The 15,513-nt window shown below is 56.5% G+C and carries 18 protein-coding genes; 15 read left to right on the top strand and 3 right to left on the bottom strand.

The window, feature by feature from the left end; all coding sequences use genetic code 11:
* The first annotated feature begins 84 nt into the window (after window positions 1–84).
* The 6 genes from JHL21_RS01480 (at window position 85) to JHL21_RS01455 (ending at window position 6,424) form a co-directional block, all read left to right on the top strand.
* Window positions 85–1,050 carry an ABC transporter permease gene (locus JHL21_RS01480; protein WP_200211511.1) on the top strand — a complete coding sequence of 322 codons (966 nt, stop codon included), beginning with the start codon at window positions 85–87 and terminating at the stop codon, window positions 1,048–1,050.
* A gap of 1 nt (window position 1,051) precedes the next feature.
* Entirely contained in the window at window positions 1,052–3,055 is a 2,004-nt protein-coding gene (locus JHL21_RS01475; protein ID WP_200211509.1) for a dipeptide/oligopeptide/nickel ABC transporter permease/ATP-binding protein, read from the top strand.
* Entirely contained in the window at window positions 3,052–3,864 is an 813-nt protein-coding gene (locus tag JHL21_RS01470) for an ABC transporter ATP-binding protein (protein ID WP_200211507.1), read from the top strand. Before JHL21_RS01475 ends, JHL21_RS01470 begins: the two co-directional genes overlap by 4 nt.
* Window positions 3,865–3,901: 37 nt before the next feature.
* A complete protein-coding gene (locus tag JHL21_RS01465) occupies window positions 3,902–4,825 on the top strand; it encodes a dihydrodipicolinate synthase family protein (RefSeq protein ID WP_199530481.1) in 924 nt (307 codons plus the stop codon).
* Window positions 4,826–4,895: 70 nt separating this feature from the next.
* A complete protein-coding gene (locus JHL21_RS01460) occupies window positions 4,896–5,570 on the top strand; it encodes an N-acetylmannosamine-6-phosphate 2-epimerase (protein ID WP_367948140.1) in 675 nt (224 codons plus the stop codon).
* Window positions 5,567–6,424, top strand: coding sequence for an ROK family protein (locus JHL21_RS01455; protein ID WP_200211506.1), 858 nt, complete (start codon window positions 5,567–5,569; stop codon window positions 6,422–6,424). The genes JHL21_RS01460 and JHL21_RS01455 overlap by 4 nt, the downstream gene beginning before the upstream one ends.
* 17 nt (window positions 6,425–6,441) lie before the next feature.
* Here the strand turns inward: JHL21_RS01455 and JHL21_RS01450 are convergent, their stop codons facing one another.
* The 3 genes from JHL21_RS01450 to JHL21_RS01440 form a co-directional block, all read right to left on the bottom strand.
* Window positions 6,442–7,044, bottom strand: coding sequence for a YigZ family protein (locus JHL21_RS01450; RefSeq protein ID WP_200211504.1), 603 nt, complete (start codon window positions 7,042–7,044; stop codon window positions 6,442–6,444).
* Window positions 7,045–7,112: 68 nt separating this feature from the next.
* Window positions 7,113–7,325 (bottom strand): hypothetical protein, encoded by a 213-nt coding sequence (locus tag JHL21_RS01445; RefSeq protein WP_200211502.1) that lies wholly within the window; start codon window positions 7,323–7,325, stop codon window positions 7,113–7,115.
* A gap of 70 nt (window positions 7,326–7,395) precedes the next feature.
* Window positions 7,396–7,605: a hypothetical protein gene (locus tag JHL21_RS01440; protein ID WP_200211501.1), complete on the bottom strand. Its 210-nt coding sequence runs from the start codon at window positions 7,603–7,605 to the stop codon at window positions 7,396–7,398.
* Between the two features lie 408 nt (window positions 7,606–8,013).
* Between JHL21_RS01440 and JHL21_RS01435 the strand changes: the two genes are divergently transcribed.
* The 9 genes from JHL21_RS01435 to nuoF all read left to right on the top strand — a co-directional run bounded on the left by JHL21_RS01435 (window position 8,014) and on the right by nuoF (window position 15,511).
* Window positions 8,014–8,562, top strand: a complete 549-nt coding sequence (locus JHL21_RS01435; protein ID WP_200211500.1) for an outer membrane protein — start codon at window positions 8,014–8,016, stop codon at window positions 8,560–8,562.
* Window positions 8,563–8,880: 318 nt separating this feature from the next.
* A complete protein-coding gene (locus JHL21_RS01430) occupies window positions 8,881–9,465 on the top strand; it encodes an outer membrane protein (RefSeq protein WP_169193980.1) in 585 nt (194 codons plus the stop codon).
* A 492-nt stretch (window positions 9,466–9,957) separates the two neighbouring features.
* Entirely contained in the window at window positions 9,958–10,323 is a 366-nt protein-coding gene (locus tag JHL21_RS01425; RefSeq protein ID WP_200211499.1) for an NADH-quinone oxidoreductase subunit A, read from the top strand.
* A complete protein-coding gene (locus JHL21_RS01420) occupies window positions 10,314–10,895 on the top strand; it encodes an NADH-quinone oxidoreductase subunit B family protein (protein ID WP_200211498.1) in 582 nt (193 codons plus the stop codon). The genes JHL21_RS01425 and JHL21_RS01420 overlap by 10 nt, the downstream gene beginning before the upstream one ends.
* Before the next feature lie 10 nt (window positions 10,896–10,905).
* A complete protein-coding gene (locus JHL21_RS01415) occupies window positions 10,906–11,541 on the top strand; it encodes an NADH-quinone oxidoreductase subunit C (RefSeq protein WP_200211497.1) in 636 nt (211 codons plus the stop codon).
* Window positions 11,541–12,731: an NADH-quinone oxidoreductase subunit D gene (locus JHL21_RS01410; protein ID WP_169193976.1), complete on the top strand. Its 1,191-nt coding sequence runs from the start codon at window positions 11,541–11,543 to the stop codon at window positions 12,729–12,731. The genes JHL21_RS01415 and JHL21_RS01410 overlap by 1 nt, the downstream gene beginning before the upstream one ends.
* Complete coding sequence (nuoE, locus tag JHL21_RS01405) at window positions 12,731–13,996, top strand: NADH-quinone oxidoreductase subunit NuoE (RefSeq protein ID WP_200211496.1); 1,266 nt, start codon at window positions 12,731–12,733, stop codon at window positions 13,994–13,996. Before JHL21_RS01410 ends, nuoE begins: the two co-directional genes overlap by 1 nt.
* Entirely contained in the window at window positions 13,996–14,214 is a 219-nt protein-coding gene (locus JHL21_RS01400; RefSeq protein ID WP_169193974.1) for a hypothetical protein, read from the top strand. Before nuoE ends, JHL21_RS01400 begins: the two co-directional genes overlap by 1 nt.
* Complete coding sequence (nuoF, locus tag JHL21_RS01395) at window positions 14,204–15,511, top strand: NADH-quinone oxidoreductase subunit NuoF (protein WP_199530472.1); 1,308 nt, start codon at window positions 14,204–14,206, stop codon at window positions 15,509–15,511. The genes JHL21_RS01400 and nuoF overlap by 11 nt, the downstream gene beginning before the upstream one ends.
* Window positions 15,512–15,513 lie beyond the last annotated feature (2 nt).

The raw sequence follows: 15,513 nt of genomic DNA, 5'->3' as shown, positions 1-15,513 counted from the left end.
ATTGCGCCATTCGCAAATACGGACCTCGGGTTATCCCGGGGTCTACTTCCCCGTCACGCTTACCCAGAAGAGAGCCAAGGCGGAATGCTAAACGTGCTCAATCTGATCGGTCGCCGCTTACTGCAATTGCCGATCATGATCCTAGGGATCACCTTCCTCGTCTTTTTCGTCATGTCCTTTTCGGGCGTAGATCCAGCGATTACCGCGCTGGGCGAGGGCGCATCGATGGAGGCGCGCGCTGCTTATCGGTTGCAGCATGGGCTCGATGAGCCGTTATTGTCCCGCTACATCGATTTCCTTTTCGGCATGGTCCAGGGTGACCTAGGCACGTACTCTGCGCGCCAGTTGCCTGTGATTGACGAAGTTGCTCGCGCCTTTCCGATCACGCTGCAGCTGACCTTCCTTGGGTTGATAATTGCAGTCTTCTTCTCGCTATTGCTCGGTGTGATCGCCGCGATTTATCGCGATCGCTGGCCTGATCAGCTTATCCGTGTCTTCTCGATTGCGTCGCTGTCCACCCCCAGTTTCTGGCTTGCTGTTCTGCTTATTCAAGCGCTTGGCCACAAAGTTGGTTTGATTTCTCTCCTTCCGACATCTGGCCGATTGCCAGACATGTTTGACAATTTTGGCGGTTGGTTCCTCCGCATGTTGCTGCCTTCTGTGGCGCTTGCTGTGCCTGTTGTCGGCCAGCTGTCACGTGTTGTCCGCACCGCCGTTGTTGAAGAGCTCGACAAGGACTACGTCCGCACAGCTCTCGGGGCTGGCGTTCCGCGACATGTCGTTGTCGGTCGTAATGTTCTGCGCAATGCGCTTATTACACCGATCACCGTTTTGGGGCTCCGCATTGGCTATCTCATGGGCGGTGCCGTCATCATCGAGATCATCTTTAACATCAACGGCATGGGCATGCTGATCCTCAACGGAGTCAGCAACAATGAACCAAACTTGGTGCAGGGCGTGACCCTGACCGTGGCGGTCGCCTTCATCGTGATCAATGTCGTGGTCGATCTGCTCTACGTGCTGGTCAATCCGCGCATCCGGGATATCTGACGTGATCCGTACTGAAACCACCAAAAAGCTTTCTGTTCCGGGTTTAAGCCTGGCAGGCCTGAAGAACCTTCCGTTGACGTCCAAGATCGCGCTCTTTGTGCTGGCGCTCGTTGGTTTCGGCGCTGTTTTTGCGCCGCTTGTCTCGCCGTTTGATCCCCTCGCCACCGGGCTTACACGTGGCCCAGCCGGTCCGGACGCAACGCACTGGTTCGGCACTGACCGACAGGGACGCGATATCTTTTCTCGTCTTGCCTATGGCGCCCGCTATTCTCTGATTATCGGTATTGCTGCGACCTTCGTTGCGCTCATTGCCGCCTCTGTCTTGGGCGCAATAGCTGCAACCGCCAGCAAGCTCGTTTCCGAGACGCTTATGCGTGTCCTCGACATGGTCATGTCGTTCCCGGGCATTGCTCTTGCAGTTGTATTCGTCACGGTGTTTGGCCAGAACCTGCCAGTCTTGGTCTTCACCATTGCCTTCCTCTATGTGCCGCAGATGACCCGTGTCATTCGTGCAAACATTATTGGCCAATATGGCGATGACTATGTTGCTGCAGTGCGCGTTATGGGCGCCTCCACACCGCACATTCTGATCAAACACGTCGCTCGAAATTGCTTGGCACCAGTGTTGGTTTTCGCAACCATCCTTGTTGCCGATGCGATTGTGTTTGAAGCTTCGCTCTCCTTTATTCAGGCTGGTGTTCCTGACCCGGAGCCAAGTTGGGGCAATGTGATGGCCGCCGGTCGTCAGCTCGTCATGTCCGGTAGCTGGTGGTCGACTTTCTTCCCCGGCATGATGATTACGATTACAGTTTTGGCGCTCAACATTCTTGCCGAAGGCATGACGGACGCCATGGCGGCACCTCGTGCTCGCGCAGCGATCAACCAGAGCCAAGTTGCCGCCGCGATCGATCAGCTCACTGCGCCCAAGGCCCAGGGTAATGAGGCGGTAGCGGGTGACGCGGTCGTCTCACTCGAGGATCGTCTTGCCGAACTCCGTCGCATTGAGTTGGCCCGAACGGATCGCCTCGTGGGTGACGACAGCAAGGCTCCACTTCTCGAAGTTAAGAACCTTTCGATAGCCTTCCCGAGACACGGCAATGTCAACGTCGTGGACGAGATCTCCTTCTCGGTTCGTCCGGGAGAGACCGTTGCGCTCGTTGGCGAGAGTGGTTGCGGCAAGTCCATCACGTCTCTCGCGGTTATGGGTCTTCTTGATCCACGGGCGAAAATCACGGGCGAGATTCTGTTTGAAGGCAAGAACCTTCTCACCATGACCGAGAAGGAGCGCAATGCTCTGCGCGGTAAGGGTATCGCCATGATTTATCAGGACGCGCTGTCGTCGCTGAACCCGGCTATGTTGATCCGCAGCCAGATGGCCCAGCTCACCTCGCGTGGTGGGACCCGCACGGCTGAAGACCTGCTCACCATGGTTGGTCTTGAGCCACAGCGTATCCTCAATTCGTATCCGCATGAGCTTTCGGGCGGACAGCGGCAACGCGTACTCATCGCGATGGCGCTTACCCGCAATCCGCGCTTGGTCATCGCCGACGAACCGACTACGGCACTCGACGTGACCGTACAGAAGCAAGTGGTTGAGCTGCTCAATCGTCTGCGCGAAGAACTCGGCTTTGCAATGCTCTTCGTGTCTCACGATCTGGCCTTGGTTGCTGAAATCTCCCACCGCATTTCAGTGATGTATGCTGGCCAGATGGTTGAGCAGGGCAAAACCCGTGAGGTTCTGACTCAGCCCGTGCACGAATACACCCGTGGCTTGCTTGGTGCTGTTCTCAGCATCGAAGCGGGTGCTTCCCGACTTCACCAGGTGAAGGGCACAGTGCCATCGCCGCGTGAATTCCCGGAAGGGGATCGTTTCGCACCACGGTCATCGGACCCTGAGCGCAATGCGGGTGTGCGTCGCGTCTTCCGCCAAATACCAAACACGCAGCATTTTTATGCAGCTCATCCCGATGACGCCTTGGTTCAACCTTTGGAGCAAAACGCATGAGCACGGTTGCATCCGAAAAGGGCGACGCCCTCATTGAACTGCGCAATGTCTGCGTCGACTTCCGTATCCGGTCGTCCATTCTGAAGCCGGTTTCGCTTCGTGCACTCGATACTATTTCCCTTGCGGTTCATCGCGGCCGCACCTTGGGTGTAGTGGGCGAATCTGGTTCAGGAAAATCGACCGCTGCGAAGGTGTTGATTGGTCTTCTGGCACCGAGTTCGGGTCAGATTTTCTTTGGCGGCGAAGAGGTCAAGAAGTTCGACGCGAAGACGCGCAAGCGTATTGGTCGGGTGGTGTCGGTTGTGTTTCAAGATCCGGCTACTGCACTTAATTCGCGAATGCTTGTCAGGGATGCGCTGGTTGATCCATTGCAAGTCCACGGCATTGGCGACGACAACTCGCGTCAGCGTCGCGTCTCTGAGTTGGTTTCCTTGGTCGGTCTGCCGCAATCCGTGCTTGACGCAATTCCAGCTCAACTCTCAGGCGGGCAACGCCAGCGTGTTGCGATTGCCCGCGCTCTCGCACTAGAGCCTCAGGTGATTGTTGCCGATGAGCCGACATCGGCACTCGACGTTTCGGTTCGGGCGCAGATTCTCAATCTTCTCCAGGACCTCAAGCGCGAGCTTAATTTGGGGATGGTTTTCATTTCCCACGACATTCAGACCGTACGCCACATCTCGGACGATATCGCCGTGATGAACCGCGGCAAGGTCATCGAATATGGTCCGGGCGCGCAGGTGCTCGGCTCTCCGTCCCAAAACTACACCCGTACTCTGCTCTCGGCAGCGCCAAGCCTGCTGCACGTTTAGTCGGATCCTCCTTAACCTCCTGACCCTTGGTCCTCTCATGTCTAAGCACGTTTATCACGGCATCGTCCCTCCCGTCGTCACACCGCTCAACGCGGACGGGACCGTCAATTTTGACGATCTCACCAACCTCGTCGAGTACCTGATTACCTCCGGCGTGCACGGCCTATTCGCCCTCGGCTCGACCGGCCAGGTCTGCTATTTGTCTGAGGAAGATCGCGTCGCGATCGTTCGCCACATCGCCAAGGTCAACGCTGGTCGCGTTCCGATTATCGCTGGCGCGATGGAAGTCTCCCCGCAGACCGTCATTCGCACCGCCAATAAGATGATTGAAGCCGGCGCAGACTCCATCGTGACCACCGCGCCAATGTACACCATCAACGATGAAGCTGAAGTGGCTGACCACTTCCGCATCATCAAGGCGGGTATTTCGGTTCCACTGTTCGCCTACGACATTCCGGTGCGCGTTCACAAAAAGCTGTCGCCTAAGCTGCTCGTTCAGCTCGGTAAGGAAGGCGTCATTGCTGGCGTGAAGGACTCTTCGGGCGACGACGTGTCGTTCCGTCGCCTCATTGCCTACAACGAAGCTGCCGGTAAGCCATTGGTACTGTTCACCGGTCACGAAATGGTTGTTGATGCCATGGCTCTTATCGGTGCCGATGGTGCCGTTCCTGGCGCTGCGAACTATGAAGCAGCGGCGTATGTCCGTTTGTGGGACGCAGCGAAGGCTGGTGACTACGCCACTGCCGTCAAGGAACAGAAGTTCATCAACGATCTTTTCGAAGTCGTTTTTGTACCGGCTGGTCGCTCGGGTGACGCTACCGGTGTTGGCGCGTTCAAGGTCGTTATGGCCGCACGCGGCATTATTTCGTCGGCAACGATGACCGCGCCTCTGAAGGGTTTGGATGCGGAAACTACTGCCAAGATTGAAAAGATCGCCCGCGATCTCGGCGTGATCAGTTAATCTGAATACCGTTCCCGGCGGCGACACATTCTCGCGTTGCCGCCGGTACTCTCGTTTAAAGGACTAGATCGTGGACATTTTGAGCCGCATCCGTGGGGGCCTGGTGGCCTCGTGTCAGCCAGTAGATGACGGTCCGATGGATCGCCCAGAGATCGTTGCGGCCATGGCGCAGGCCTGTGTCGCCGGTGGCGCTGTTGCTCTTCGCATTGAAGGTGTCGACAATCTCAAGGCGACGCGCCCGCTGGTCAATGTCCCGATCATTGCCATTGTAAAATCTGATCTCGACGACAGCCCTGTTCGCATTACCGTGCGTGTTTCGGAAGCTATCGCTTTGGCAGAAGCCGGTGCCGACATAATAGCCTATGATGCGACTGACCGCGCCCGTCCTGACAGCAAGGAAGCAGTGCTGGCTGCTATTCTCGGAGCCGGGAAAATTGCGATGGCAGACAGTTCGACTCTTGCTGATGGCAAGCTAGCGCTCGCTGGTGGTGCGCAGATTTTGGGCACGACCATGTCCGGCTATACCGAGGCAACAGCCGGTAATAACGATGGACCGGATTTCCAGCTTATCCGCGACTTCAAAGCCTTAGGTGCATTTGTTATGGCTGAAGGCCGCCTTAATTCACCTGACTTGGCCGCAGCAGCCATGCAATCTGGTGCAGACGCGGTTACCGTTGGTAGTGCCTTGACGCGTCTCGAACATGTTACCTCTTGGTTCGCTGACGCCATTCGGAGCGCAAAATGAGCCTAAGCGGCTTCGCGGTTGATCTGGGCGGCACTAAGATCGCAGCCGCGCGCATTGAAGACGGTCGCGTGGCCGTAAAAGTGCAGGATATGACAGATCCCGCTGCGGGTCTGGACGCTCAAATAGATAAGATGGCGGGCCTCCTGAGAGGCATCGGGCACTCGGACGGTCAGTCTGTTGGTGTCGCTGTCGCAGGGCGAGTTGATCACCAAGGCAATTGGCACGCGGTCAATATCAAAACTCTCAGTGCAATCACAGCGGCGCCGTTGGGCGCGCTGCTCGTCAAGCGCTTTGGCCACAAAAGCTGCGCAATAAATGATGCGGCGGCGGCGGCTGTTGCTGAAGCGAAGCTGGGGGCTGGGCAGGGGGCGTACAACTTTGCTTACATCACCGTCTCTACGGGCGTTGGTGGTGGCCTTGTCCTCGGTGGGAAGCTCGTCGAAAGCTCTAACGGCCTTGCCGGCCATGTCGGTTTCGTCTCATCGCCCTATGGGTCAGCGCGCTGCGGTTCTGGACGTGTAGGCACTGTTGAGAGCATTGCCGGTGGCAAGGCCTTAGCCGCTGCGGCTGGGCTCGCAGATGCGAAAGCGGTTTTTGAAAGTGGCGAGCATGAAGGCGTTATCGCGCTCGCCGCTGCTAGCGTCGGCACACTAATAACGGATCTCACTTCCATATTGGGATTGGACCGCGTTGCCATCGGGGGAAGCATCGGCTTGGCACGAGGATTTCTCGATCGTGTGAAAAGTCAGGTTGCCTCTGAGCCGGAACTGTTCCGCACCGAGATTCGTGCTGCTGCACTAGGGCACGACAGTGGGCTGCTCGGAGCATTGATGCATTGCCAGGACAAGTCGTGAGCAGTTGGCTCTACGGGTCAGTTTTCGTCCTGCGCAAAGACTAAGGCGCGGCCGCGGGTACTGTTGATGGCGTAAGCCCGCAGTTCCTCGGCGGCGTCACGAGCCACAGCAATTGTCAGGTTCGCACCGGTCGCGGTGAAGTCTTGTGCCGAAATGCTGGCATGGGGAAACGTAGGGATGCGCGCTTGAAGGAGCGCTACATCCTCGAAAGGCACCGTAATCTTGACGGTGCTCATCGCGATCAACTGTGCTTTCTCGGCGTTTCGCAAGCATTGGGCGGCGGTTCCGCCATAAGCTCTGATCAGTCCGCCACTGCCGAGGAGTACGCCTCCAAACCATCGCGACACGTTGACGACGACGCCATCTAAATTCTGGCCGTCGATCGCCTGCAGTATCGGCTTTCCCGCTGTGCCACTCGGTTCGCCGTCATCACTGAAGCGATAGGCTTGGCCGAGGCGCCATGCCCAACAATTATGCCCCGCATCAGTTGCGGCACTCTCCGTGAGAAATTGCTTCGCGTCCGCCTCTGATGCAATGGGAGCAGCCAGGGCGATGAAGCAGCTCTTCTTAATGTCCTGCCGAAATGTTGCAGTGTTGATGAGCGTGAAACGGTCCGTCATTTATCGAGGGTACCATTCCTTGCTCAGGTGCGGAAATAGCTTACCGCTTTCCGTTCACAGGCAGTGACTTACGTTTTACCTGCGAGTTCACGTTGGCGGTGAATGAATTTGATGGCTGTGGAATAGCGATTGTGCAGCTTTCGGTAGTTGACCAGAATGCCTTCGCTCACTTGCGCGTTTTCGAGCTGGACGTAGATCGCTTTGAATTCCTGCTCGATCTCGTGAGCATCCTCAAGCAAGCTTCGAATTTGTTTCTCAGTTAGTCGTACGACAGTCGCCATTGTTCGCCTCCATTGGAGGGAAAAATGGGCGGGGCCGTTGTCGGTTCCAACGAGGGTGAGAGCGCAGAGGCTATTCAGGCAGCACGAAGCTCAAGCCAATGGAGCCTTGCGCCTGCCAAATCACGCGACACGGTTCAAGTCGATGCGAGAAGAGTAAATAGCAGTCAGCGGCGACCTTGGTTTCTTCATCCAGGCGAACTCGAGCACCACCGGATGATTGCTCAATAATCGTCCCGGCTGCGCGCAGAAGCCCGTCACCCCAGACGAGCGTCGCTGGCAATCGCACTCTATCTCGTTCTTGGTCGCGCCGGTCGTTTTTCATGGCCGACTGATTTGGGCCGAGTCGACGAACGAGAAGCTAACGCAGTGACTAAAATTGTATCTTTATCGCTCTATCCACAGTGCCGAGTTCTGCTAAAGCGATGTTAAATATGAGAAATTACTCTCTTGTGTAAATCTTGCACCGTTGATTGAGGATACCGATTGCATTCTAAGTAATTGGAACCGAACGCGCGCCACTTCGTTTTTCGACTGCAGGCACCTCCCTCCCTGCGACCTCCAGTAGTCCCCGGTTCATGCACACAAGGCCGGGGACTTTTTTTGTCTTAAGGGCATGGAGCCGATTTGGAACTCCGCCATCGCTGCTGAGTTAGAGGTATAGCAACGGCCGCACCGCAGGGGGTGCCAGATGAAATCGCAAAATCGAATTCTCATTCTGATACTGAGCGCGGTGTCGAACACTGGCTTGGCTGGTGCTGCTGAGCCTATTGCGGTGCCCATATCCACCTCTGCTTCTTTGGCTATCTACGATGAAGCCGATTTTGATTGGTCTGGACTCTACGCCGGGATCAGTGCTGGCCCCGCGCTCGATAATGACGGTGGAGCGTTAGCGCTGGGTGCGCAGCTTGGCATTCAAACCCAGTTCGACTTCTACCTAGTTGGAGCCGAAGTTGCCGTCCGTGGGCTTCCTGGCACCACAGGTCATGACGCTATGGCCTATGGTGAGATTCTTGGCAGGGCAGGGGTTGTCGCGACTGATAGCCTACTCGTGTACACAGCAGCCGGGTACGGGCTGGATTTGGGACCTCAGCCAAACCAGCAAGTCCTATTAGGCGGCGGGCTCGAAATTCCGATTTCGGACTCGGTTTCCTTGGGTGCGCAATATCTCCGTGGTGTCCCGATCTCCGGTGGGGAGCCCACGAATCTGATCACTTTTGGCGCAAATTGGCATTTTTGATCAGAGTGATAACGAATCTTAAATGAATGCGCGCGGCGGCGTGCCTTCGAATGTTGCAAACAGGGCGGAAATGTGTCACTACTGTGATCTGCCGCCCTATTGTGTTGCGCCATCTGGCTGCAAGGGGTGTGGATGGATGCAAAAGCTAGGATTTGTCTCAAATTGGAGCGAATCCGTAGTTTCTTTGCAACACCATGGGCCAATTGGTCATGGATTCTTAGCCTCACTGGCTAAAATGCGCTTTGACGCACTTGTATCTTCCCTCTGCCTGAGTCATTTACAGGGCGACTACGGTTAACTCTATTGGGAGTGCAAGATATGTTTGTACGTTCTCTGGCTATCGGCGTTTCGGCCGCAGCTCTTATGGTTGGTGGCGCTCAGGCAGCTGACCTCATCATCCCAACCACCCCACAGCCAATCATCGAAACCTCTTCGGGTTTTGATTGGGAAGGTATCTATGCTGGTGCTCGCGTTGGCGGCCAGTGGGTTGGTACTCAGCAGTACGGTAACGCAGGTCGTATCGACACCACCAATGGTGTTCTCGGCGTTGCAGCTGGCGTGAACTTCATTCCAATGGACCCAGTTCTGGTTGGTCTTGAAGTGACCGGCGACTGGCTCTGGAACGACTCGTACTCGTCCGGTGAATTCTTCGCTAACCTCCGCGTTGGTGCTGTCGTAACCGACAACGCACTCGTATACGCAATTGGTGGCGTTGGCTTCCAGGCTCGTGAAGGCGTTGACAATGCTGGTATCTACCAGCTCGGCGCTGGCGTTGAATTCGCTGTAACCGACGCAGTAACCGTTCGCGGTGAAATCGTTGGTCAGGGCGCATTCGACAAGAATGGCTCGGACGACTTCTTCCGTGCGACCAAGGCAACCGTTGGTGCCTTCTACCACTTCTAAGCCAAGATAACGTATCGGGGCGCTTCGCGCGCTCCGATGCTTTACTTGCACCCAATTCGGCGGACCGCTCACGCGGTTCGCCGTTTTGTTTTTTAGGGTGCCCTACACTAACGAGCGGTGCGTAAAACGCTCGCGAGAAAATTGGTCCATGTGATCGATTCTCTTCGTCTTGAAATTTCGGCCTGTCGTTGCCCGTTTAGGGGCTGAATGGTGCTCGGCTAGTGCAATAAAATGCAGTCAGCCGGGAGAGATTTGCCCGTCAATGCGACAACTTGCACTGGCTAATGCCAGAGAAACTGCACTAATTTCCAGTATTCGATAGCAGACCCATTACATGATTGTTCAAGTCATGTTTTCTTTCCCTTGAAACAGGATGGGGGAAGGTCTAATCGGTTTCGCATCACCGGCGTGTCGGTACACTCGCCCCAATTGCGATGCTACCCGCATGCCTAACGGCCGCCCTGGCCGGAACACAGTTTTTAGGCTGCTCGCATGACTGATTTGCTCAGCGATTATTTGCCCATTGTTATCTTCATCGCCTTGTCGGGCCTTATCGGCGCGGCATTGCTGGTTGCGCCATTCTTGATCGCCGTTAAACGTCCTGACCCTGAAAAGGTGTCGGCGTTCGAAGCGGGCTTCGAGGCGTTCAGCGACGCGCGCATGAAGGTGGATGTGCGTTTTTATCTGGTCGCGATTCTGTTCATCATTTTTGACCTAGAAGTCGCCTTCCTCTTCCCTTGGGCTGTAGCCTTTCGGGATGTTGGTTGGTTCGGTTTCTGGTCGATGATGGTTTTCCTCGCGGTGCTGACCATCGGCTTTATTTATGAGTGGAGTAAGGGAGCTCTCGAATGGGATTGAACCACGCAGATACCACGCTGGTTACGCCCCGTCCGACAGGTGCTCTTGACCCCGCGACGGGCAGGGCAGTTGGTGCTGACGATCCGTTCTTTGTCGGCGTGAACAACGAGCTGGCCGACAAGGGCTTCCTTGTGACCACGGTCTCTCAATTGATCACTTGGGCGCGCACTGGCTCGCTGATGTGGATGCAGACAGGTCTGGCTTGTTGCGCTGTCGAGATGATGCAGATGTCCATGCCGCGCTATGACGTGGAGCGCTTCGGTACGGCGCCCCGTGCGTCGCCGCGCCAGTCGGACGTTCTGATCGTCGCCGGTACGCTGACGAACAAAATGGCGCCCGCTCTGCGCAAGGTCTATGACCAGATGCCCGAGCCGCGCTACGTCATTTCCATGGGCAGTTGCGCCAATGGCGGCGGCTACTACCACTATTCCTATTCGGTCGTTCGCGGTTGCGATCGCATTCTGCCCGTAGACGTCTACGTTCCAGGCTGCCCGCCCACTGCTGAAGCGCTGCTCTACGGCATTCTTCTTTTGCAAAAGAAGATCCGCAGAGACGGCACGATCGAAAGATAAGGGCAGGGTCATGGACGAAACTGAAATTTTGGACACTGCCGTCGTTGTGGACCCGCAAGTCGCACTGGGGGAATATATCGCCGCATCTCTGGGAGACGCAGTGATTGGCTTTGACGTCGCTTTCGGGGATCTGACGGTTTCCATAGCGAAGGATGCCGTTGTAGATGTCGCGCTGTTTCTGCGCGATGACGCAAAATGTCGCTTCATCTCTTTTGTGGATGTCTGCGGCGCGGACTATCCAGAACGCGAACAGCGGTTTGACGTGGTTTACCACTTGCTGAGTCCGCACCTTAATCAGCGTATCCGGTTCAAGCTGCAGACGGACGAAAATAGCCTTGTGCCGTCGATTTGCGACGTGTTCGCCGGGGCAAACTGGTTCGAGCGCGAGGTCTATGACCTCTACGGCGTTTTGTTCTCAGATCACCCCGATTTGCGTCGCATCCTCACCGACTACGGTTTTGACGGCAATCCGCTGCGCAAGGACTTCCCGCTCACCGGCTTTGTAGAAGTTCGCTACGACGAAGAGCGTCGTCGCGTCGTCTATGAACCGGTTAAGCTCGCGCAGGAATTTCGTGCGTTTGATTACCTGTCACCATGGGAAGGCACGGACTATGTGCTGCCCGGCGACGAAAAGGCGAAGAACTGATGAGCGAAGTAGACGTTCGCAACTTCACGCTAAACTTTGGCCCTGTGCACCCTTCGGCGCACGGTGTGCTGCGTATGATCTTGGAGCTCGACGGTGAAATCGTTGAGCGCGTTGATCCCCATATTGGTCTGTTGCACCGCGGCACTGAAAAGCTAATCGAGCACAAGACCTATCTGCAGGGCCTGCCGTATTTCGATCGCCTCGACTATGTGGCGCCGATGAACCAAGAGCACGCCTATGTGCTGGCGGTTGAGCGCATGCTGGGCATCGAAGTGCCTCGCCGTGGCCAGCTTATTCGTGTCCTGTTTGCAGAAATCGGCCGCTTGCTCGCCCATTTGATGAATGTGACCACGCAGGCCATGGACATTGGTGCGCTCACGCCCCCTGTTTGGGGGTTCGAACAGCGCGAAAAGCTGATGATTTTTTATGAGCGCGCATCGGGCGCTCGTATGCATGCCGCCTACTTCCGTCCTGGTGGTGTGCATCAGGATCTGCCGCAGGCGTTGGTCGATGATATCGGCCAATTCTGCAAGGATTTCATCCAGCCACTCGAAGACATTGACCGTCTTCTCACCAACAACCGCATCTTTAAGCAGCGTAACGTCGATATCGGTGTTGTTCCGCTGGAAGAAGCTTGGGGGCGTGGGTTCTCGGGGGTCATGGTTCGTGGTTCGGGCGCTGCTTGGGATTTGCGCAAGGCACAGCCTTACGATGCCTATGCCGAGATGGATTTCGACATTCCAACTGGCCAGAATGGGGACTGCTATGACCGCTATCTCGTCCGTATGGAAGAGATGCGTCAGTCGACCCGCATTATGGCGCAGTGCGTTGACAAGCTGAACGCTCCGGACGGGAAGGGGCCAGTGGCCTCTACTGATGGTAAGGTCGTTCCGCCTAAGCGCGGTGAGATGAAGCAATCGATGGAAGCGCTCATCCATCACTTCAAGCTCTACACAGAAGGGTTCAAAGTACCTGCCGGTGAAATCTATGCAGCCGTCGAAGCGCCAAAGGGCGAGTTCGGCGTTTATCTGGTGTCTGATGGCACCAACAAACCCTATCGTTGTCACATTCGTGCGCCGGGCTTCGCCCATCTAAGCGCCATGGATTACCTGTGTCGTCACCACATGCTGGCTGACGTTACGGCAATCCTCGGATCGATCGACGTTGTGTTCGGAGAGGTTGATCGCTGATGTCTGTGCGTCGCCTTGCGGAAGAGTCGGTACAGCCGGCAAGTTTCGCCTTTACTGCAGAAAATCAGGCCTGGGCTGAAAAGCGCATTGGCCTCTATCCCGCGGGACGCCAGCAATCAGCTGTGATCCCTCTGTTGATGCGTGCCCAGGAACAGGATGGCTGGGTCACTCGCGCCACGATTGAAAAGATCGCGGAAATGCTCGGCATGCCCTATATCCGGGTGCTCGAGGTCGCGACTTTTTATACCCAGTTCCAGCTCCAGCCTGTCGGTACCCGTGCTCACGTGCAGGTCTGTGGTACTACCCCGTGCATGTTGCGCGGCGCCGAGGCTCTGATCGAAGTCTGCAAAAGTAAGATCCATCACGATCCGCACCACCTTAACGAAGACGGCACGCTGTCTTGGGAAGAAGTGGAATGCGCTGGCGCGTGTGTGAACGCACCAATGGTTGCGATCTTCCAAGACACCTACGAGGATCTGACGCCGGAACGCCTCGAAGAAATCATCGACGCTCTCCATGCTGGTCGTGCTGACACGATCAAACCGGGCACCCAGATCGATCGTCTGAACGCTGCGCCTGCTTCAGGCTTGGTTGTTCTCACTGAGGAGCCAACTGCCAAGCGCGAAAAGTTTGTGCCGCCTCTGGCTCCAGACGCTCCAGCAGCCGCGCCCGCCGCTGGTGCCGCGCCGCAAGCGCCGACTACGGCCGCGCAGCCCAAGAACATCGCGCCTGAAGCGGCGCCTGCGCTCAAGGGTACGCCTGTTGAGGCCAAGGTTTCGACCGCTCAGGCCGAAAAGGACCGTAAGGATGCTTCTGCCTCAGCAGGGGCAGACGGCAAGCCGAACACAGCAATGCGTGAAGGCGCCACCGGCGCGGAATCGTCTGCAGGCAAGGTCGACGGCGGCAAAGGCGTTGGTAGCGACAACAAGCCTGCTGTGGTTGCAGCCTCCGATAACCCCAAAGAAGTCACTCCGAATGCTGAGAAGGGCGGCGTGACGCCCATCTTTGTGGCTCCCGCGGGCGCTGCGGATGACCTCAAGCTTATCTCCGGTGTCGGCCCCGTTATCGAAAGCAAGCTCAACGCGCTTGGCGTGACCCGTTACGATCAGGTTGCCGATTTCAGCGACGAGGATTTTGCCAAGGTTGAAGCTGCACTGTCCTTCCCCGGCCGTGCCCAGCGCGACAACTGGAAAGGTCAGGCTGAGGCTTTGGCCAAGGGCGGGATTGAAGAATACCGTCGTGTCTTCGGGAAGGATCCCCGTTGATGGCTGATGGCAAAGTTGACCTAAGCAAGCTGACCATGGTCGAAATCCTCCTTCTGGTGGCATTCGCGATTATGGGGACGGCTATAGTCTCAGGTCTCGGGATCGTCGCAGGCATTCAGCTCGATGGGCTGGTTGCTGCGGTGATTGGGGCGGTCATTGGTATGACCGCCTGGTGGTTTTATGTAGTGAAGCGGAAAGCTGATCATCATGCTCGCTGACAAGGATCGCATTTTCACCAACCTCTACGGACGGCACGATTGGCGTCTGGAAGGCGCGCGGAAACGTGGCGCTTGGGTTGGCACTAAGGAATTTATCGACTCCGGGCGTGACTGGATCACCAATGAAGTGAAGGCCTCCGGCCTCCGCGGTCGTGGTGGTGCAGGCTTCCCGACGGCACTCAAATGGACCTTCATGCCAAAGGTCAATGACGGTCGTCCGCATTATCTGCTGGTGAACGCCGACGAATCTGAACCGGGCACATGTAAGGACCGCGAAATCCTGCGCCACGATCCGCACCACCTGATTGAAGGGTGTTTGTTGGCCGCGCGCGCCATGGATGCGCACCTAGCATTTATCTACGTGCGCGGAGAGTTCATTCGTGAACGTCAAAACCTCGAGCATGCTGTCCAGGAGGCCTATGACGCCAAGCTGATCGGCAAGGACAATATCCACGGTTGGGACTTGGATATCATCGTCCACCACGGCGCTGGTGCATACATCTGCGGCGAAGAAACCGCATTGATGGAAAGCCTAGAGGGCAAGAAGGGGCAGCCACGCCTCAAGCCGCCATTCCCAGCGGGTATGGGCGTTTATGGCAACCCAACCACGGTCAACAACGTCGAATCCATCTCCGTTGTGCCGGAAATTCTCCGTCGTTCTGGCGGGTGGTTCGCCAATATCGGCCGCGCCAATAACACTGGCACCAAGCTCTTTATGGTTTCGGGGCACGTCAACAATCCCTGTACGTTTGAAGAAGCCTTGGGTGAAAACTTCAAGGACATCATCGAAAAGCACTGCGGCGGCATCCGTGGCGGCTGGGATAATTTCCTTGCAGTGATCCCGGGCGGTGCCTCGTGTCCGATCGTGCGGGCCGAAAACATGATGGACACCATCATGGACTTCGACGGTCTTCGTGAGAAGAAGTCGAGCTTCGGAACCGGCGGCATGATCATCATGGATAAGTCGACCGATGTGGTAAAAGCCATCTGGCGCATTTCGGCTTTCTTCAAGCACGAAAGCTGCGGCCAGTGCACGCCATGCCGAGAAGGCACAGGCTGGATGATGCGCGTTCTTGGCCGAATGGTTGAGGGCCGTGCACAAAAGCGCGAAATCGACATGCTGTTTGAAGTCACTAAGCAAATCGAAGGGCACACAATCTGTGCGCTGGGCGACGCTGCGGCCTGGCCTGTTCAGGGCTTGATCCGCAACTTCCGTGACGTCATCGAAGCGCGCATCGATCAATATACCTGGTCCTCGACCAGCGACGGCGCTGTGCCGTCGATTGCCGCGGAGTAAGC

It is taken from the genome of Devosia sp. WQ 349K1, from assembly GCF_016595685.1.
Classification (GTDB): Bacteria; Pseudomonadota; Alphaproteobacteria; order Rhizobiales; family Devosiaceae; genus Devosia.
This window is presented reverse-complemented; position numbering and strand designations above follow the sequence as displayed.